Below are 18,745 nucleotides of genomic sequence, written 5' to 3' on the forward strand. Positions count from 1 at the left end.
AATCACAATTATGGCTTGATTCAGGCACATAATGCTTAAATTATATCATAGTCTTTTTCATTTTGCGATGTGCAGATAGAGGAAAATTTCTCACCGGATGAACATCCAAGTCACCTGACCGTTTTTTTCGGTCTGGAAGAGGAACCGCCTGAACCATTACATCTTGACCGCATTGAACACAAACGTCCGGTAATTAACAGACTTCCAGTTCTCTACAACAAACCCATGTCCGGCAAACAGGGGAACAATATCTTTTTTACAGTAAATCCGGCAGTCGCCCGTATTCCCCTGATGAAGGCTCCAGTTCAGCAGTTTCAAGAAAACCCGTCCCGGAATTGTGGGATCGCCTAAAATCAAGGTTCCACCCTTTTTCAGCACACGCCTGATTTCCATTACCGCTTTAACCGGGTCGGTGTAATGGTGAAAGGAAGCATTGCAAATGACCAGGTCAAACATCTCATCATCATAGGGCAGTTCCGCTGCATCGGCAACATCCAGTTTCACCTCTTCCCCCAAGCGTTTCCGGGCTTCCCGGATCATCTCTCCCGAAATATCCGCACCGTAAAAAGCGGCTTCCATCTGCTGTCTCAGCATACCGATAATATTTCCATTGCCACAGCCCAGATCCAGCACCGTTTTTGCCGGTATGGCCGCAGCCCTTGCGGTTATTTCCCCGTAAAGGCACTGTACAAATTTCCTGTCCCCGCTGTTGTCATAATCAAGGGCAGTGTTGTCAAAATACCGTTTTGTTTCCTCTCGGAAATCCTTTTTCTTAATCATCTTTTCCTCCATTGATTTTTTCTCATTGACACTTATTCAATCGCATTGTTTAAAAGTACCCCGCCGTTGAAAGCGGGGTTATTTCAGAACCTTTACAATCAGGGTTTTCAGGAGTTCATACCTTCTTTCTTCAGGTATGCTCATATCATTGATGATCCCGGCCTGCCCGTTTAAAATGAAAAGGGCCGCTGATCTGGCATCCTCAACTTCAATCTCCTGCCGTTTCTTTAATTCTTCCAGATAAACTTCCACATATGGCACAACTTCGTGAATCATATGCATATCCAACTGACGGTGGAACAGCTCATTGCCCTCGCCGTGGAAGAATTCTTCATAGGCATAAGAGCCCCTTCTCTGTCCGCCCAGCCAGGCCGCCCCCAGCTTTTCCAGACACGCTTCCAGAGGAAGGTCTGTCTGCCGGAATATCTCAATAAAAACACCGGCGCAGGCTTTGGCATACTGGGATACCGCAGTCTCATACAACACCTGCTTATTCTCAAAATAGTGATAGCACAGGCCGGAAGCCACATTCATCTCCCTGGCGATGTCCTTCATGGTCGCAGCCTCGTAACCCTTTTGGGCAAATACTTTCATGGCCGTATCTATGATTTCCTGTTTTCTCACTTCCGGCTCTTTGGATATGCGCATTTTCTCACCTCAATATTAAGATAAGCCTTGATTGAATATTTGTCAATGACTTTTGTTCAACCTTTACCGGCTGGGCATCTGAAAGCCGTCCAGGGCTCTATTTAAAAAGTCATTAAACGGTTTCATGATTCTGCAGGCTTCCAGCGCCTCTTCTATAAATTTCTCACTGTCCAGGATCTGTTCATCCTCCATAAAATACTCCAGAAACCAGCTTTTATATTTCAGATATTCGGCCTGGGGATGGGCGGCATCGTATCCCTTGGGCACGTTCTTTAAGGCATTCCCCTTTACCTGGAACCGCTCCTTAAATTCAGGGTTTTCTATGATCTCTTCCCACTCTTTACCATGGGCCGTGATATAATCCCGGACCCTGTCCGTGGCGTCTTTAAACATGTCGGCAAACAGACCTCCGCCTAAAAAAGAGCCTGATGGTTTCAAAACCAGGAACCAGCCCACAGGAACCGGAAGTTTCCCTTTTGATGAGATGTGGGCGCGGAAAGACGGATTGTATGGGGATTTATCCTTGCTGAACCTGGTATCCCGGTTCAGTTTGAATGTGAGCTGTTTGGGTTCATATTCCAGCACTGCCGGCTCCATTTTCCCCAATTCCATCATAAACGCTTCTATTACCTTTAAAAACTCATCGTACGCCTGCTTGTATTCTTCCTTATGGGCATGATACCATTCCTGATTATTATTCTCTTCCAGATCCTTTAAATAGTCCAATATCAATTTTGTATTCATCTGTACCTCCTCATCTTCCTACAGTTATCCTGAACGGTTCAGGCATATTATATATTATAGCCTTTCCGTTTCATTTACCTCCTATAAGTGTTAGACAAGCGGAGTCCCGTTTTGTGACCACAAATTTCAAATTATTTTTTATTCCCTGTCCCCAGCTTCCATTTCTTTTGCTGACATCATGTAATAATTCCTTCCATTGGCGCTGGTCTCCTGACGGGCCAGTGCCAGTAATGCCTGGCGTTTTAACTGTTTTGCAGCGCTCTCCTCCTCTTTTGCCTGGATCAGCAGGTCACATAGCTGGAGAGCCATCTGAAAGCTGCCATTTTCCATGGCCTCCCTGCTCTCTTCCAGCACCTTCTCTGCGGAAATCATGGAGACTAATTTGCTGCTGAATTCCTGATCCGGCAGAGGATGGAGATTGGCAGGATTTCCGTCAAACCAGCCCACATAACCTGTATAGATCCCTTTGACAGCCCATTCCGCCGCCCCGTAAAATTCACCCAGATAGGGCAGTTTCCTGTACTTTTCAGGCAAAACCACCTGCTCCGCACACTGGGACATGCTCATTCCCCGGTTCATGCAGTCCAGGGTATTCAGTAAAATGTATTCGATGGCGTCTTTATAATTCCCCAGCACCTCCCGGACATTGTCCGATCCGAGAACCGGTTTTGTATGGCCTGGGAGCAGGGCCTTGGCCCCGTATTCCATGATCTTTTCCAGAGAATCCACCCAGGCCGCAGCGTCGCGGTACTGGCTCCCCCTCAGGGCATAGAGATTTGGAAAGCAGCCGAAATAGTTGTCGCCGCAGCATATGACGCCATCCTCTTCCAGCCAGATAAACATCTGGTCATCTGTTTCACCTACCGCGGAAACCATCTTCATCTTAACGCCGTCGATCTCCCTCTCCACTTCCTCTTCATGGTAAACCGTGTCCGGCGGAAGAAAATTATAGTTCCCTTCACCGCAGGCCTTCCCTTCACGGATTCCGATCCCCTGGCAGAAACATTCTTCGTCGGACAGGCCATATCCAAACTGCCGGTTTGTCCTTTTAGCCAAAATACCGCCGATCCTGTCGGTATGTTTGAGAACAGGCTTTTTAGGCCCGAACATAATGATCTCCTGTACCGTGTCTTTAAACGCAGCGGCGCCGCCTCTGTGATCCGGGTGCCCATGTGTATAAATAATCGTCCGTACCGGCTTATCGGTTTTCTCCCTGATCAGGCTTTTCAGCTTTTCGGCCCTCAAATCGGTATCCAGGGCATCCACCAGAATCACCGAAGTATCACCTTCTATCACACAGCTGTTGCTGTGGCCTAATCCTACCACATGGCAGACCCTGTCATTGATTTGATATACCTCATACGGATAGGCCCCTTTTGAAAACTCTCTTAACAACTCTTCCCCATTGCTGATTAACATCGCGCTTTTCTCCCATCATCACATCGTGGATTCACAAATTTCATGTGTTGATTTTCATTGTATCAAATGTGAAACACAATGTCTATTTTACAATTCTGTACCGCCCTGTTTTTACGCAGTACTCCAAAGCGCAGAGGTAACTTAACACTTCACTCCGTTTACGTCGCCGCAGCTTAAAAGCAGTTCCGTCAGCCTGCTTTTACTGCATTCCTTAGGCAGCACAATCCCCAGTTCGGCTTTGAACCCTCCGCCCTGCATTCTCTCCATATCCATTGATATCACCTCGATGTTATTTCTTGCGAATTCACCCTGGATGATCCCCATGGTTTCCGGATTGTTATTTATCATCAGTTCGACCATCTCGTATTTGTGCTCAGAATTTATAATAAACCTGCGGTGCAGAATGAACTGGATGAAAACGATCAGCAGCGCCGTTATTCCGCCTATATAGTAAAGGCCCGCCCCGATGGCCATTCCGATGCCGGATGTGGCCCAGATTCCGGCCGCGGTTGTAAGCCCGCTGACCGTATTATTTTTGATAAAAATGATTCCCGCTCCCAGAAAACCGATTCCGCTGACAATCTGAGCCGCAACCCTGGACGCATCATAGTCGGGTATATCCTCAAACCCGTATTTGGATACAATCATGATCAGAGCCGATCCCAGCGCTACGATGGCATGGGTTCTGATCCCAGCCTCCTTATTCCTGTTTTTCCTTTCATAACCAATCACAATGCCGCAGACACAGGCTCCCACAATCCTGAGAACAAACTCCATCTGGGTCATCAATTCCGCATAACTCATACCGTCTCCTTTCTGTCGCCTTTCAATCGGAGAAATCCCTCTGCGGGCTTGATTCTCGCCGCTCAGAGGGATTTCTTTATCCTTATCTCGATATTCCGTTCTTTTTAAATAATAACAATACAAAGGGGTAATCTTCCCGACCGCAATAACCGGTCAAGAAGCGCCGCTTTCTGAACTGAATTTCCCGCCGTCTGAACGGTTACTTAAAATAATCTTCAGCTATGCGCTCCATAACCGCTTCAAATGCCCCTTCAAATATCTTCATGGAACAACCGAACATCAGGTTCAGCGGATAATCGAAATCCTCCACATTGCATCCGCTCATATCCCTGTATTCCCTGTCCTCCCCCAGATGGGGGATGCGGTATTTTACAGGTCTTGCATCGTCCATATATCCATATAGCTGTTTTCCAAGCTGGAAGGCCATCCCGCATTCAAACCCCACGTCATTGCTGCATTCATACCCTCTGTAGTCATTCAGGTCAGCTACGATCAGATCGCAGTTTCTCACATGAGCGGCGTAATTCTCCAGCAGATTGGCGGCGGCTGTGTATGGGTTATCCGTATGGATCCGGCTCACTCCGTCGGCCCAGTCACACGGCGTACAGGCATCCATCCCGTATTTATCGCAGATTCTTTTCATGATCTCATACTTTTCTTCTGCGTCTTCATCGTACCGTTCCATCCCCGCCAGATACACCATGGGGCGTCCGCCCTTTTTAGCAGTGGCGCTTGTGGATTGGGATGTTTTACCCGCACCTCTTCCGGCGGATTTATGCTCTTCTTCAATGTCCGTCATCAGCATCTTGAGACAGTCGTCAAAATCCCCTTCCACGATCTTGGTGGAACCAACAACACAGGGTGAAAATGGAAGGTCTTTATACGGCGCCAGCCTGCCGTGTTCGTCATAAACCTTCTTATCCCTCATCACGTATTTCTGGTCTTTCCAGGCCAGGGGCCTTTTATCCCTGGTATATCCATAACACCGGATTCCCCTGGCGTATGCCATACCGATTTCATAAATAGTGCCGCTGTCCGCTTCCGATCCCCTGTAAGCTTCCAAATCTGCAATAATGGCGGTGGATTCGTTCATATCCACCTTCAAATCTTCAAAAATGCTGTCCGCCCTCTTCTGAAGGCTGGGGTTCTCCATATCCAGCGGATGGTCGTTGGGCAGGGTTACGCCGAATCCCAGGCTCTCGGCCCTCCGTCTCATGGCATTTAAAACGGCTGGGCCTCCGGTGTAAAAGCATTCGGGCCCGGCGATATAAATCTTTTCGTTCTCAAACATTGGCTTCCCCCCTCTTTATGACAGTACCAGTTTCATCAGTAACTGCAGAAATCTTTCATGGTCAGCGCTTTTGGCGATCTCGATCAGCGGAAGGTGTTCCCAAACGTGATGGTGTCTCGCGTCCAATACCGTGTTGCCCAGGGTCAGTTCTCCCTTGGTCTCGATCCCCACTCTTCCCATAAATGTCTCCACTAAAGTGGGATCAATGGCATATCCCACCGCCATGCAGTCTATAACCGTACAATATGCTTCAAACCCTCTTCCGTTCACAAAATTAATGGCCTGAAGCAGGAATTTCGCTTCCTTTTTATCGCTGTTTTTCAAATCTTCGATATCTTTATCCGTCAGATTTACATCAAAATGGGTAGCCACATCCAGGCCGATGGCCACCAGCTTCACCCCTGACCGGTATACAATATCGGCCGCTTCCGGATCCACATAGACGTTCCACTCACTTTGAGGCGTATCTCCCGTCGCATTGGCAAATGCGTATTTGTTCAGGCCAAATGCTCCTGAAATCGCATACACACCGGCGATCATGTCTTTTATCTCAGGCGCCTTCATCATAGCCATAGCCAGATTGCTCATAGGAGCCGTACATAATATGTAAATCTCACCCGCGTTCTCTTTGATGAGATCAATCATCAGATCAACAGCGTGCTTTTCGCAAAGAGGGGTAGTGGGCTCCGGCAGGAAATTCTCCGCCTGTCCGTCCGTTCCGTGGGTAAATGGATCCTTCGGCGATTCTCTCACAATAGGGGCAGGCATTCCCTTCCCCACCGGAATGTCCGTGCGGCCCAGCATCTCCAAAATTTTCAGCGCATTTTTGCTGGTGATATCCACCGGATAGTTTCCATTGACCGTAGTCACTGCCAATACGTCCAAATCCTCTGATTTACATGCCATCACAATTGCCATGGAATCATCCATACCAGGGTCACAATCAAGAATAATTTTCTTTGCCATCGTCTTCTTTCCTTCCTTTGGTAAATATTTGCTAAATTTTTATCGTTTGATAAATTATATCATCTTTCATTTACTATTTCAACAATATTTTAAAAATATTTATCATTTATTTAGCAAATATTTTTTCACCGCCAATCCTCCATGCCGGACCCAAAGAAAGGGGGTTTTTCTATAAACAAATGGACCGCGGATAGCGGAGGATAAATCAATCCTTTATCTGCGGTCCCTGCCTGTATTCCATAACTTCTGTCTGCAATAAATTCAATTTTACAAATTTAACCAGGTCCGGCCATTCCGGTTCAAACTCCGTCACGCCCGTACCTGCCCCAGACCGGGTATGCCCCGGTCAGTCAGGCCCCGACTGCCCCGGTTTGCCTGCCCCGGTTTGCTTGCCCCGGTTCTGCCTGCCCCAGCTAGCCCAAGCCCTGTTCCGCCTATTCCGGCATCACCCGGCCCGGCTCCGCATTTCCTATCCCCTCCGGTTCCACGTCATCCCGCCGTTTTGCAACAGATTCCCGCTCCACAAGAAAGGGGGTAAAATAATAATTCCTGGGCCCCTCTTCCTGATCCGCCGGGTTGATATTCTGCAGGATCACTTCCGCCGCCTGTTCACCGATCCTGCCGGCATTCTGGTCGATACTGGTCAGGCCCGGCTGTAAAAGGCTGCAGATCCGGGTATTGTCAAATCCTATCACCGATAAATCTTCCGGGATCCTGATTCCTTCGGCCTTACAGTACTGATAAACCCCATAGCCTATTTCATCATTGCCCGCAAAAACAGCCGTCACCCCTTTTGCATACAGGTCTTTTGCCCCTTGAAAGCCGGTTTCCCCATCGTAATCCCCGTAGAAAACCAGATCTTCATCAAACAAAATCCCATTCAGCGCAAGAGCCTGTTTATAGCCTTCCAGCCGCTTTCTCACCGTATATACCTCTTTATTGCCCAGGATGCATCCGATCCTTCTATGGCCCTTTTTTATCAGATATTCCGCTGCCGTCTTTCCTCCATGTTTGTTGTCTGCGGTAACAAAATCACAGAACACGGAATATACCGCCCGGTCAACCAAGATCATGGGAACGCCGCTGTCCTGCAGCGACTTCATCATCTTGATCAGTTTATCATCTTTGCTGTGGATGCACGGCGGAATCACGATGATGCCGTCCGTATTCTTGCTGGTCAGACATTCCAGCGCCTGATAACAGGTCTTCAAGTCTTCATCCACACCGCACTGAAAAACCGTATAGCCTTCCCGGGACAGGTATCTTACAGCCGCCAGGGACACCTGCTGGTAAAACAGGTTTTGAACGTCCGGTATCACAAGCCCTATGGTCTTCACTCTGCCGACGGAACTGAAGTTCATATGATTTTCATTTTGGAATTTCATTTCCCGGGCAATGCGCAGGATATGTTCTTTGGTCGCCTCGGACAGCCTGCAGGGCTTATCATTTAAAACCAATGATACTGCCGTCGCAGACACTCCCGCCGCTTTCGCAATATCCTTAACTTTAACTTTCAATTATTTTCCCCTCTTGCTAAATTTATTTATCACAATCATAATATATTGTGCCTTAATAGTCAAGAGAGGCCGCGCCGCAAAGCCGCACGGCCGACAGGCCGGCCCAGCCAGAGGAGGCTGTGAACAGCAATCCGCAAAGCACCATCCCGGTCAGACCAGCTCATCCAATATGGACTGCCCAATCGTACCCTCCGGCATGGGAACCTGGAAGTTGGCCGCAGCCGTGGCGCCGACCGCTGCAAAGGTATCCCCATCTTCCAGCCTTCCATATCCCTTCATGGATGGAGAATAGGCCAATAACGGCACCCATTCTTTGGTATGGTCCGTTCCCTTATAGGTGGGGTCATTGCCATGATCCGCTGTTATCATTAATAGATCATCTTCCCGGAGTTTTTGAAGGAGAATGCCCAGCTTTTCATCGAACCGCTCCAGCTCTTTTCCATATCCTTCCGGATCCCTGCGGTGTCCCCAAAGGGCGTCAAAATCCACCAGATTCACGAAACAGAGGCCATGGAAATCCCGGTCCGCAATCTCTATGGTCTGCTCCATGCCGTGGACGCTGCTCTTGGATTTATAGCTCTCCGTTATCCCTTCCCCGTCGAAAATATCCTTGATTTTCCCCACGCTGATCACGTCCAGCCCATGGTCCTTCAGCGCATCCAGAGCGGTTTTTCCATAGGGTTTCAGCGCGTAGTCGTGTCGGTTGGAAGTGCGCTTGAATTCGCCTTTTTTCCGTCCCACATAAGGCCTGGCGATCACACGGCCGACTTTCCATTCGTCCTTCATAGTCAATTCCCTGGCGATCTCACAGCAGCGGTACAGTTCATCCAATCCAAATGTCTCTTCATTGCCGCAGATCTGCAAAACCGAATCGGCAGACGTATAGACGATCATATCACCGGTTGCTATTTCATGCTCTCCCAGCTCATCCAGGATTTCCGTACCGCTGGCGGATTTATTGCCCACAATCTTATGACCGGTCCTCCTGCTCAGTTCATCCAGCAGCTCTTTTGGAAAACCGGTATCGGTAAATGTCTGAAATGGTTTGGTAATATGCAGCCCCATCATTTCCCAGTGTCCGGTCATAGTATCCTTTCCCACACTGGCCTCCGACAGCCGTCCATAATATCCCATGGGCCTTTCAGCAGGCGCAACATGGGTCATGGGGTGTAAATTAGCGATCCCTAATTTTGCCAGATTGGGAATGGAAAACCCAGGCATATGTTCATCAATATGGCCCAGGGTATCCGTTCCCTCATCCCCATACTCCGCCGCATTGGGCATGGCTCCTATGCCCAGGGAATCGATCACTATTGTAAAAATCCTCTTATATTTTTCCATACATTCTCCTTTATAAACATGCCTCTAATGCAATTTTCATCATATTGGTAAAGGAATTCTGCCGTTCCTCAGCCGTCGCCTTCTGGTTCGAGGTAAAGGAATCGGAAATGGTCAGCAGGCAGGCAGCTTGTTTTCCAAGGACGGAAGCATTGTGAAACAACGCAAAGCTCTCCATATCGACGCAGGTGCACTGATGCTTTCTGTTGATCTCCCTGAAATCATCCACATTGTCCTCACAGTAAAATACATCGCTGGAATGAACCCTGGTTAACGTCAGCGGGATTCCCAGTTTTTCAGCCGCCGCCACAATCGTCCCGTTAAGGCTCTCACTGGGATAAACGATATCCTTCTCATAGCCATTCTGTGTGCGTGCAAAACTGGTCTCGCTCCATACGCTGTCCGCCAGCACAACATCATACAATTTCAATTCATCCACGTAAGCTCCCGCCGATCCGATGCGGATGATCTGCTCCACTCCGTACTGGGTGAAAAGTTCATAGGAGTAAATCCCCATGGACGGCATTCCCATCCCGCTTGCCATCACAGTTACCGGATGTCCCTGATAGGTTCCGGTATACGCATACATGTTCCGCACTTCATTGACAAGTCTTGCATCCTCTAAAAATGTCTCAGCGATGAATTTAGCCCTTAACGGATCACCCGGCATCAATACTTTTGCTGCAATATCCCCTTTTTCCGCCTGATTGTGTGGTGTAGACATAATAAATACCTCCTTAGTTTATTCATTCTCCTTATTATAATGCTTGCATTTCTTATATAAATACAATACTATATTAATGGAACATCAAAAAGGACACCTGTCCTCTTTTTTTAAATTTCAGGAAGGAATTGGAAATGAACATTCCAGAGGCAATTGCCATTGATTTGACTGATGGACAGCTTGATTTTTTACATAGATTTTTCCGGAACTGCCCGGACAGTTTTGCAGCAAATTTCATATATAAAAAATTCCCCAAAAACCACAGGCTGATCAGCGCCGGGGATTCCTGCTCCCATGTCTATCTTCTGCTGGACGGGCGGCTGCAGGCCGTTGAAGAATACGTTACCGACGACCCCTACAGTTTTATGGAAATCCCGGCCATGGATATCGTGGGAGATTACGAACTGTTCCAGCAGGTCTCACACCGGGTAATCACATTAACCACGCTGGAGGCCTCGTCCTTCCTCATCATCCCTTCCAATGCATATTTTTCCTGGATACAGAATGATGCCAATGCCCTGTTTATCCGGACCCAGAAACTGATCAGCCAGATTTCCACCCAGAACCAGATTGAGAGGCAGAACTTTTTTCTGGATAACAAGACCCGGCTCATCTACTTTTTGTTCACGGAGTGCAGCCGCCTGAACGGACAGGCGCCCCCATACTCCATCGCCTATACCCGGCCCCAGATCGCCCAGAAGCTGGGCTGTTCCGTAAGAACCATAAACCGGTCCCTTCTTTCCCTAAAAAAAGAAGGAGCCGCGGCCATCAGCCGCGGCAAAATCCAGATACAGAGAGACCAGTATCTGTGGATGCAGGAATATTTACAACAAAAGATGAGAATCCTGTAAGCCGGACATCTGGCCTCACTCCTTCCGGCAAATCCTTGGAACCTTCTCTCCCGCCTTTTTCATCTGCGCGGCCAGCAAGTCCGCCATCCGGTCCCGTACCTGATCATATCTGCTGTCTCCAACCAGATTATTCAGTTCATAGGGATCTTTTGATAAATCATAAAGGAAATCATCCAGATAAATGTCGCTGTCCGCTTTCGCTCCGCCGTTTATCCCCGGAGCGTAAACGCTGTACAGATAGTCTTTCGTGCGCACACACCGGCCCACCCGGCTTTCGCTGATCTGGGCGAAAACCACATTTTCCCGTCCTGCTGCCATGCCCTCTGCCACACAGCGGAGATCTTCGCCTATCATTTCCTCCCCCACATCGATACCGGCCATAGCCAGAAATGTCTTAGGAAGGCTTGCCGTGCTGACCAGATCAGAAACCCGTTTTCCTCCCCTGAAGCCCGGCCCCGCGATGACCAGGGGGACATGCAGAGCTGCGGAATGGCAGGTGCGCTTATAGTCGTCATAACCGTTCAAATGACCGTCCCTGTTACGGGTCATAAAATGGCTTCCATGGTCTGAAGCATAGATAATAACCGTATCTTCAAATATCCCCAACTCTTTCAGTTTACCGGTAATCCGGCCCAGATTTTCATCCAGACTGCAGCAGCAGCCCAGATAATCAGGATACATCTCCTCTGCATTGCCTTTTAAGGCCGCCAGGTCTCCCGGAAGCTGGTAATCCGCGAACCGCTCTTTGGAGCCATGGGGGCCTTCATAACAATTCCGGTCATTCTGATGATGGGGTTCGATATGGGAAATGGTCATAAAAAATGGGCGCTCCCCTGTATATCCGTCCAGGTATTCCAAGGCAAAATCCGTAATACAGTCCACCCGGTATCCGGTAAATGTGCATTGATTCATGTTCTCATCGAACACATATCCCCCATAGCCGTGGCTGGTGAACTCCAGCACATCAGCCGCCCTCCAAAATCCCTTGTAGCCGCCCCGGCGCTCCGGGGGAACCGCGGTTATGGTGAAGTCATCTACAGGCGTTTTCTCCAGTTCTCCGCTGCTTGCCAGATGCCATTTGCCGATATAGGCGGTTTCATAACCGGCCTCATTAAAATAATCGGCCACCGTCTTAACCCCTGGCGGAAGGGCCAGGTTATTGCGGAAACATCCTGTCTGTGTTGGATATTTACCGGTTTGAAAGACTGCGCGGCAGGGGCCGCAGACCGGCTGGGGGCTGTAGGCCTCTTCAAAAACCACCCCATCCCGCGCCAGCGCGTCCAGATTGGGAGTGACCGGCAGAGGCTGTCCGTAAACACCGCAGGTATCCCATCTCTGCTGGTCGGTAAAGTAAAAAATTATGTTCGGTCTTTTCATAAAAATCCTTTCTGTTAATGGTTCCTATAGCTCTCATCGATCACAATATGAGCGTCTACCTCACAGAAGGGTGAATCAGGGACAAAACCGTCAAACAGCACATCAAACATGGTTTTTATGGCCGTATAGCCCTGTTGGTAGGGATTCTCCTCTATCGCAAAGTCCACCAGCCCGTCCAAAATCAGCCCGGACAGCTCCGCGCCGGTTCCAAAGGAACAGATCAGGGGTTTCCTTCCACCATGAAACAGGCTGCATATGCTTTCCACCCCGGGCTTATCCATAGACTGGACACAGAGGGCGTCCACCCCTCCCTCTCTTTCCAGGGCTTCCACAATGGATACGGCCAGGCTGATGTTGTGGTTCGTTTCAAAAACCCCCAGCATCTTCACATCCGGCCTGCGCTCCATCACCGCAGAGGTAAAACCTTCTGTTTTTCTCCTGTGTCCCAAAACGTGCATGGAACCTGTAATAACTGCAATCCTGGCCTGCGGCACCGCCACTTTGCTCAAAAGGCTTCCCAGCAGACGGCCTTCATGCCGGTGGTCATGGCCCACAAAACAAAGGCGTTTGGAATTTACAATATCCGAAGTGCAGGTGATAACCGGTATCTTATCATCCACAAACCGGTCAATCGCCTCCTGCACTGCCGGGCTGTTCACCGGTTTGATAACCAAGCCGTTTACGCCGTCTTTTCTCGCCTGTTCCAGCAGGCAGAGCTGAGCGGCTTCATCCACTGTTTCCATCGGGTAATAGAGCACCGAAACGCCGAAACTCTCTATCTCTTCATTCCCGGCCTCCACTCCGCGCCAAACTTCTTCTGCAAAATAGTTGAACTCCCTGGCATTAATAATCACGCCCAATTTCCGCGGATTTCGCTGTGCCACAAGCGCTTTACCTACAATATTAGATTTATATCCCAGCTCTTCAGCCGCTTTCTGCACCTGAACCCTGGTTTCCTCGCTCACTCCGCTGCGGTTATGCATCACACGGTCTACCGTGCCTATGGAAACTCCTGATGCTGAAGCAATTGACTTTAGCGTTACCCTCATGGTATGAACCCGCCTTTCCAAAATAATTACTGCCATAATTTTACAATAATATGCGGGCTAAAGCAACATCAATCCTCCAATGCCGTTGCCTCATCACCGCCTGTAACGGCCGCGCTGCTCTTTTTTAAACTCCTGGTCTTCTTAACGGAATAATAAGTGAAGACAACCGTAATGAGAATGATGGCAACGCAGATCGGGCGTTTAAAAAAGATCAGCCAGGATCCCCCCGATAGTACCAGGGAATTCTTCAGATTTCCCTCCAGCAGGGAGCCCAAAACGATTCCCAGCACAAAGGGCGCTCCCGGAAATCCGGTTTTCTGAAGCACATACATGAGAATGCCGAAAAACATTAAAATGTACACGTTAAACATGTTATTGGAAAAGGAATAGGACCCCGCCACACAAAACAGCGCCAGACCGGTAAACAAGATGGGCTGGGGCAGCCTCGAAATCTTCATGAAGAAACGGAGCAGGTATTTCCCCTCCAAAAGCATTGCCACATTTGCCACCAGCATGCCTATCATGATCGCATACATCAGGGCCGATTGATTGCGGAACAGCATAGGCCCAGGCGTCAGCCCCTTCATGGTAAATGCACCGATCAGCAGAGCCGCCACAACGCTGCCCGGGATTCCTAAAGTGAACAGAGGAATCAGGGAACAGCCGGTGACCGCATTGTTGGCCGCCTCCGGCGCAGCGATTCCTTCCAACTCGCCGGTGCCGAATTTATGGCCGTTTTTGGACGCCCTTTTCCCTTCATTATATGCCATAAATGCCGCAATTCCGGCGCCTGCCCCGGGAATTGCCCCGATCAGGGAACCGATTCCCGTAGATTTGAGAATAATCGGCATACAGGCTTTCTTCTCCTCCTTTGTAAGGACATCGGCCTTGTCAATGGCTTCATTATAGACGAAACATTTTAAATATCCCTTGCTGCATATCTGGTTTAAAATATTGGGCAGGGCAAATACCCCCAAAAGAACAGGCAGCAGCCCCAGCCCCTTCATGAGATAGATATTCCCGAAACTGAAACGGGTGGCTCCCGACGACGCGTCCACGCCCACACAGGCCATCAAAATACCCAGACATCCCATGAATATGCCCCGCATCATGCTGTTTCCGCTGACGCCCGCTATGATGGATATTCCAAAAAGGGACAGGGCAAAATACTCCGGCGCCGCGAATTTCAGAACAAATCCGGAAATATAAGGGGCTGTGAACAGAAGCAGCAGGGAACTGATCACTCCGCCGATGACAGATGCATACAGACACATCTGAAGCGCCTTTCTGGGACGCCCCTTCCGGGCCAGGGGATGGCCGTCGAAGACAGTCGCCATTGCCACATTCGTGCCCGGCGTTCCTATGAGAACCGCAGTGATGGATCCCCCATAGGTTCCTCCGCAGTAGATGCCCAGAAGAAGCAGGATTCCCGGAAGGATATCCATGGAATAGGTGAGCGGCAGAAACAGAATCACCGCCAGATCCGTGGACAATCCGGGAATGGCTCCAAATACAATCCCGATAAAGCAGCCGGTAAATATCATGATGATATTGGTCAGTGTAAATACGTCAACCGTACCGTTTATAATCGATTCAAACACAACAGCCCGCCTCCTTTACAGAAAAACCGTAGGAAGCGGCACCTGCAGTCCATACTTAAACGACGCAAAAATCACCACAACCAGCAGTTCAATAGACAGATAATGTCTCCAGTTTCTATCCTCCATCAGCCACATGGAAACGGCGGAGAAGGCCATGGACGCCAGCAGGAATCCAGCATATTTCATCGCTGTCATATATGCGAGCAGCAGCGCAAAATAGATCAGCACATGGCCCTCCCTGCCAGGATCAATCTCTATCGTTTCGTCCTTTTTCAGCACCAGACTGAGGAAAATCAGCCCTGCTCCAAATAAAATCATGCCGTAGATTACCAGCTTTGGCAGGTAATCCGGTCCCACGGCAGACGTCACCGTATGGACCTTGGCTTTGATGCTGTAAGGAAGCATCACCCGGAACAGGATGCCCATAAATGCGGCAATAACACCTGAACTCAGATTCTTTTTCAACACAATTTTCTTCATAGGCCCTCCTGATTAAAAATGCTCTTTAGGCGGATCAGCCTCCTATTTTCTCAGCAAAGGCGGCGCAGTCTTCGATCATGGATTCCACGCGCGCGGACACCGCTTCTGTAGAAACGTCAGGAAGCATCACAAAACCAGCTTCTGCGAATTCAGCCTGAAACTCCGGATTGTCATATACTTTTTTCAGAGAATCCGCCAGCTTTTTCACAACCGCTTCGTCCGTCCCCTTCCTGAGCGAAAACCAGGTGATCGTGGAATAAGTCACGTCAATGCCAAGGCTTTCCAGAGTGGGCACCTGTTCAAACCCGTAGTCCGCATATCCGGTATAGGCTTCCTGACTATATACGGCCAGGGGGACTATCGAACCGTCTTCCACATACTGCGCCGCCTGGTTAAGGGCGCAGTAGCACACTTCCGCAGAACCGTTCATAACATTGACAAGCGCATCACCGAACCCGTCGCCGTTGACGCTGTCGGATTTGACGCCCAAATCTTCCATCACTATTTTGGAAACCAGAAAGGAATCATTTCCCACTCCGGCGCTGGCAAAGCGGAGCACTTTTCCTTCCGCATATGCTTTCAGCTCATCCATGGTCTTAATTCCAAGTTTGGCGTCCACGAACAGCCCGTTCTCCACACTGTCCAGCCCGGCCACGGTCACAAAATCATCAGCAGTAAACTCACAGTCATTATAGATAGGGGCCACAGCCAGATTGGAGGCTGCCATATACTGGATGTTGTTGGTGTTGGGCTCTTCGGTCAGATACTCCGTACATGCGGTGATTCCACCGGCTCCCGGCCTGTTTTCAACCACCACGTCAACTCCCAGTTCGCCGCCCAGATACTTGGCCGTCAGCCGGGCCTTTGTATCCAGGTTAGCTCCTGCTTTTCCGGGGACATAGATGGTTACCGTTCCGGTTGGCCACTTCACCCCTTCACTGGAAGCCTCTGTTTTCGTTTCCGCCGGTTCTGTCTGTTCCTGGCTCCGGGCTGTTTCCTTTGCCGGAACTGCCGCCGGTTCAGGGGCGCTCTTGCCCGCACAGGCAGATAAAGCCATGATCATTCCGGCTGCCGCTATAAAACCTATCAATCTCTTCATATAAACCCTCCTCTTTTTATGCGTGTCCGTATTGGACATTCCCTTTCGTTTTCGCTTTCAGCCGCTCTAAAAGCAGCGTTTTTGCCCCATTTGCCACAGCATCTTCATATTCCCCTGATTCTGCCACATTTTTTCTCTCTTCCGGGTCTTTTTCCAGATCCGTAAACTCCTGGTCACCATTCTCATACATAATGAATTTGCTCTTTTTTCCTACAATGGCGTTTACATTCACATCACAGTCATATCCGTTCCGGTATTCCACCATGCACACGTCCCGGCCGCAGCCCCCGGCTCCCATAATCCGGCGCGCCTGAGGGATTCCATCCACATAAGAGGGGATTTCTGCTCCCAGAAGTTCCAGGATTGTGGGCGTTATATCGGCGGCAGATATCAAGTCTTCAGATACTCCCGGCACAGCTCCCGGAATGTACATGAGCAGAGGGGTGTTGATCAGACCTTCATACAGAAACGGCCCTTTCAGCCACAGCCCGTGATCTCCTAAAAGTTCTCCATGGTCTGAGCCCAGTATGATAACCGTTTCGTCCATCAGCCCCTGGCGTTCCAATTCATCCAAAATCAGCCCCACATTTCTGTCAATCGCCTCGATCATGGCATATGTATGGCGCACCCTCTCCTCTGCCTCCTCTTTGGGTATGCCGCTCTCATATTTGCAGCCGTTCACTCCCTTTCGGCTCCAGCGCCCCTGAAAATGCTGTTTGAAGTGGGCTGGACGCCTGTCTAAATCCTCCGGGCCTCCAGCGGCCTCTTTCACCGCCTGCCCCTTCCATCTCTCATAATCATCATAACAGGAAGTGAAGGGATGATGGGGATCAGGAAAGCTGGCACACAGAAAAAACGTTTTCTCCCGATCCCTCACATTCCTCAGATAATTCACGCTCCTGTCTCCCACAAAGGCGGACGAGGAAAGCCCGGACGGCATATTCCGGACGCCGCAGATTTCATCTGGGCTGTAAACTTCCCCGCAGGGAGTTACTGTAAACATATCGTCCGTGCCGCCGTGTTCCTTAAACCATTTATAATAATGCGATTTCGGCAGCGTGTGGCCGATGGTCAGTTCCAGATACTCATATCCAAAATATCCGCCCCGGTATCCGTCTTCTTCCGGCATCTGCTCCCAGTTTCCCACGCTTTCAAAACTCCTGCCTGCCGATTCCTCACTGTAAGGATTAAAATGGATCTTCCCAATGCTGGCTGTCTGATATCCGTTTTTACTGAGTTCATGCATAATGGTCCGGCCGTCATCCTGCTTCAGCAGCCCGTTGGTGTATACCCCATGATTGGAAGGATACATTCCGGAAAACCAGGTCATCCGGTTAGGGCTGCAGATCGGGTTCGCCACATAAAACCGCTCACACCGTATCCCCTTAGCTGCCAGCCGGTCTATATTCGGCGTTCTGACATAGGGATTCCCATAAGCGCCAATGCAGTCCTTCCTGAGCTGGTCTGCCAGAATCACAACCACATTTTTACACTTCATATACTCTTCCCTCCTTTCTTTTTCAGTTTTATGTTTTTCGTTAACGTTAACGTTAATTTATGTTTTTAGATTATCACTCTGTCGTCATAATGTCAATACTTTTTTATTATTCCAATACATTTTTGTCTATATTTGTTAATCAATGGATTATCAAGCTTTGTACTTTGTATTTTCTATTAAGATTTCAAATACGTTATCGTTAACGTTTTACGCATCGTATATGCACTCTATACTTTCAAGATAACCGTTCCATACCGGGATTTATCCCCCTGCCCTCTAATTTCCCTGAGCCGGAGAAGACAGAGCTGTTACATATTCTTTTTTAGCGTATTGGTGATAACATCACCTGCAGGAAGGGGAACCTGGGGTAGAGGATTAGAACGGACGGCAAAAAGGAGGGCCAAAGGCTGTACTGCTTATTAAAGAGTTTTTGGAAAAAAGAGCAGAAAAACAAAGATGAGTTTGATTAAGACGAAATTTGTTATTTCATTTGTTTTTAACGAATGTTGAATGGAGAATGAGTGTTAACGGCTTAGGGACTAATACAGACGTTTATAAA

17 protein-coding genes are annotated in these 18,745 nt (G+C 49.1%); 1 reads left to right on the forward strand and 16 read right to left on the reverse strand.

Going from position 1 to position 18,745, the window contains the following annotated elements; all coding sequences use genetic code 11:
- Positions 1–156: 156 nt before the first annotated feature.
- The 10 genes from GPL15_RS00850 to deoD all read right to left on the reverse strand — a co-directional run bounded on the left by GPL15_RS00850 (position 157) and on the right by deoD (position 10,231).
- Positions 157–780, reverse strand: coding sequence for a class I SAM-dependent methyltransferase (locus tag GPL15_RS00850; protein WP_215695137.1), 624 nt, complete (start codon positions 778–780; stop codon positions 157–159).
- A 78-nt stretch (positions 781–858) separates the two neighbouring features.
- Entirely contained in the window at positions 859–1,428 is a 570-nt protein-coding gene (locus GPL15_RS00855; protein ID WP_215695138.1) for a TetR/AcrR family transcriptional regulator, read from the reverse strand.
- Between the two features lie 63 nt (positions 1,429–1,491).
- Positions 1,492–2,172 carry a DUF2461 domain-containing protein gene (locus GPL15_RS00860; RefSeq protein WP_215695139.1) on the reverse strand — a complete coding sequence of 227 codons (681 nt, stop codon included), beginning with the start codon at positions 2,170–2,172 and terminating at the stop codon, positions 1,492–1,494.
- Between the two features lie 138 nt (positions 2,173–2,310).
- A complete protein-coding gene (locus GPL15_RS00865) occupies positions 2,311–3,591 on the reverse strand; it encodes an alkyl/aryl-sulfatase (RefSeq protein WP_215695140.1) in 1,281 nt (426 codons plus the stop codon).
- A 141-nt stretch (positions 3,592–3,732) separates the two neighbouring features.
- Complete coding sequence (locus GPL15_RS00870) at positions 3,733–4,395, reverse strand: MgtC/SapB family protein (protein WP_215695141.1); 663 nt, start codon at positions 4,393–4,395, stop codon at positions 3,733–3,735.
- Between the two features lie 199 nt (positions 4,396–4,594).
- On the reverse strand, positions 4,595–5,686 hold the full coding sequence (locus tag GPL15_RS00875; protein WP_215695142.1) for a nucleoside 2-deoxyribosyltransferase: 1,092 nt from the start codon (positions 5,684–5,686) through the stop codon (positions 4,595–4,597).
- 15 nt (positions 5,687–5,701) lie between these two features.
- Complete coding sequence (locus GPL15_RS00880) at positions 5,702–6,652, reverse strand: nucleoside hydrolase (protein ID WP_215695143.1); 951 nt, start codon at positions 6,650–6,652, stop codon at positions 5,702–5,704.
- Between the two features lie 434 nt (positions 6,653–7,086).
- Positions 7,087–8,169 (reverse strand): LacI family DNA-binding transcriptional regulator, encoded by a 1,083-nt coding sequence (locus tag GPL15_RS00885; RefSeq protein ID WP_215695144.1) that lies wholly within the window; start codon positions 8,167–8,169, stop codon positions 7,087–7,089.
- A gap of 150 nt (positions 8,170–8,319) precedes the next feature.
- Positions 8,320–9,510 (reverse strand): phosphopentomutase, encoded by a 1,191-nt coding sequence (locus GPL15_RS00890; protein WP_215695145.1) that lies wholly within the window; start codon positions 9,508–9,510, stop codon positions 8,320–8,322.
- 10 nt (positions 9,511–9,520) lie between these two features.
- Positions 9,521–10,231 (reverse strand): purine-nucleoside phosphorylase, encoded by a 711-nt coding sequence (gene deoD / locus GPL15_RS00895; protein WP_215695146.1) that lies wholly within the window; start codon positions 10,229–10,231, stop codon positions 9,521–9,523.
- A 134-nt stretch (positions 10,232–10,365) separates the two neighbouring features.
- Here deoD and GPL15_RS00900 point away from each other — a divergent pair, with 134 nt between their 5' ends.
- Entirely contained in the window at positions 10,366–11,082 is a 717-nt protein-coding gene (locus tag GPL15_RS00900; RefSeq protein ID WP_215695147.1) for a Crp/Fnr family transcriptional regulator, read from the forward strand.
- Between the two features lie 15 nt (positions 11,083–11,097).
- Here the strand turns inward: GPL15_RS00900 and GPL15_RS00905 are convergent, their stop codons facing one another.
- The 6 genes from GPL15_RS00905 to GPL15_RS00930 form a co-directional block, all read right to left on the reverse strand.
- Complete coding sequence (locus GPL15_RS00905; protein ID WP_215695148.1) at positions 11,098–12,459, reverse strand: sulfatase-like hydrolase/transferase; 1,362 nt, start codon at positions 12,457–12,459, stop codon at positions 11,098–11,100.
- Between the two features lie 14 nt (positions 12,460–12,473).
- On the reverse strand, positions 12,474–13,508 hold the full coding sequence (locus GPL15_RS00910) for a LacI family DNA-binding transcriptional regulator (RefSeq protein ID WP_215695149.1): 1,035 nt from the start codon (positions 13,506–13,508) through the stop codon (positions 12,474–12,476).
- 68 nt (positions 13,509–13,576) lie between these two features.
- Positions 13,577–15,109 (reverse strand): tripartite tricarboxylate transporter permease, encoded by a 1,533-nt coding sequence (locus tag GPL15_RS00915; RefSeq protein WP_215695150.1) that lies wholly within the window; start codon positions 15,107–15,109, stop codon positions 13,577–13,579.
- Between the two features lie 15 nt (positions 15,110–15,124).
- Entirely contained in the window at positions 15,125–15,589 is a 465-nt protein-coding gene (locus GPL15_RS00920; protein ID WP_215695151.1) for a tripartite tricarboxylate transporter TctB family protein, read from the reverse strand.
- Positions 15,590–15,623: 34 nt separating this feature from the next.
- Positions 15,624–16,688 (reverse strand): tripartite tricarboxylate transporter substrate binding protein, encoded by a 1,065-nt coding sequence (locus GPL15_RS00925; RefSeq protein ID WP_215695152.1) that lies wholly within the window; start codon positions 16,686–16,688, stop codon positions 15,624–15,626.
- A gap of 16 nt (positions 16,689–16,704) precedes the next feature.
- Positions 16,705–18,186, reverse strand: coding sequence for a sulfatase-like hydrolase/transferase (locus GPL15_RS00930; RefSeq protein ID WP_215695153.1), 1,482 nt, complete (start codon positions 18,184–18,186; stop codon positions 16,705–16,707).
- Between the last annotated feature and the right edge of the window lie 559 nt (positions 18,187–18,745).

It is taken from the genome of Clostridium sp. MCC353 (genome assembly GCF_018785315.1).
GTDB lineage: Bacteria > Bacillota > Clostridia > Lachnospirales > Lachnospiraceae > CHH4-2.

Excerpts from the sequence above, each read along its gene's own strand:
- GPL15_RS00850 (WP_215695137.1), bottom strand. The coding sequence starts at position 780 with ATGATTAAGAAAAAGGATTTCCGAGAGGAAACAAAACGGTATTTTGAC.
- GPL15_RS00855 (WP_215695138.1), bottom strand. The coding sequence starts at position 1,428 with ATGCGCATATCCAAAGAGCCGGAAGTGAGAAAACAGGAAATCATAGAT.
- GPL15_RS00860 (WP_215695139.1), bottom strand. The coding sequence starts at position 2,172 with ATGAATACAAAATTGATATTGGACTATTTAAAGGATCTGGAAGAGAAT.
- GPL15_RS00865 (WP_215695140.1), bottom strand. The coding sequence starts at position 3,591 with ATGTTAATCAGCAATGGGGAAGAGTTGTTAAGAGAGTTTTCAAAAGGG.
- GPL15_RS00870 (WP_215695141.1), bottom strand. The coding sequence starts at position 4,395 with ATGAGTTATGCGGAATTGATGACCCAGATGGAGTTTGTTCTCAGGATT.
- GPL15_RS00875 (WP_215695142.1), bottom strand. The coding sequence starts at position 5,686 with ATGTTTGAGAACGAAAAGATTTATATCGCCGGGCCCGAATGCTTTTAC.
- GPL15_RS00880 (WP_215695143.1), bottom strand. The coding sequence starts at position 6,652 with ATGGCAAAGAAAATTATTCTTGATTGTGACCCTGGTATGGATGATTCC.
- GPL15_RS00890 (WP_215695145.1), bottom strand. The coding sequence starts at position 9,510 with ATGGAAAAATATAAGAGGATTTTTACAATAGTGATCGATTCCCTGGGC.
- deoD (WP_215695146.1), bottom strand. The coding sequence starts at position 10,231 with ATGTCTACACCACACAATCAGGCGGAAAAAGGGGATATTGCAGCAAAA.
- GPL15_RS00900 (WP_215695147.1), top strand. The coding sequence starts at position 10,366 with ATGAACATTCCAGAGGCAATTGCCATTGATTTGACTGATGGACAGCTT.
- GPL15_RS00905 (WP_215695148.1), bottom strand. The coding sequence starts at position 12,459 with ATGAAAAGACCGAACATAATTTTTTACTTTACCGACCAGCAGAGATGG.
- GPL15_RS00910 (WP_215695149.1), bottom strand. The coding sequence starts at position 13,508 with ATGAGGGTAACGCTAAAGTCAATTGCTTCAGCATCAGGAGTTTCCATA.
- GPL15_RS00920 (WP_215695151.1), bottom strand. The coding sequence starts at position 15,589 with ATGAAGAAAATTGTGTTGAAAAAGAATCTGAGTTCAGGTGTTATTGCC.
- GPL15_RS00925 (WP_215695152.1), bottom strand. The coding sequence starts at position 16,688 with ATGAAGAGATTGATAGGTTTTATAGCGGCAGCCGGAATGATCATGGCT.
- GPL15_RS00930 (WP_215695153.1), bottom strand. The coding sequence starts at position 18,186 with ATGAAGTGTAAAAATGTGGTTGTGATTCTGGCAGACCAGCTCAGGAAG.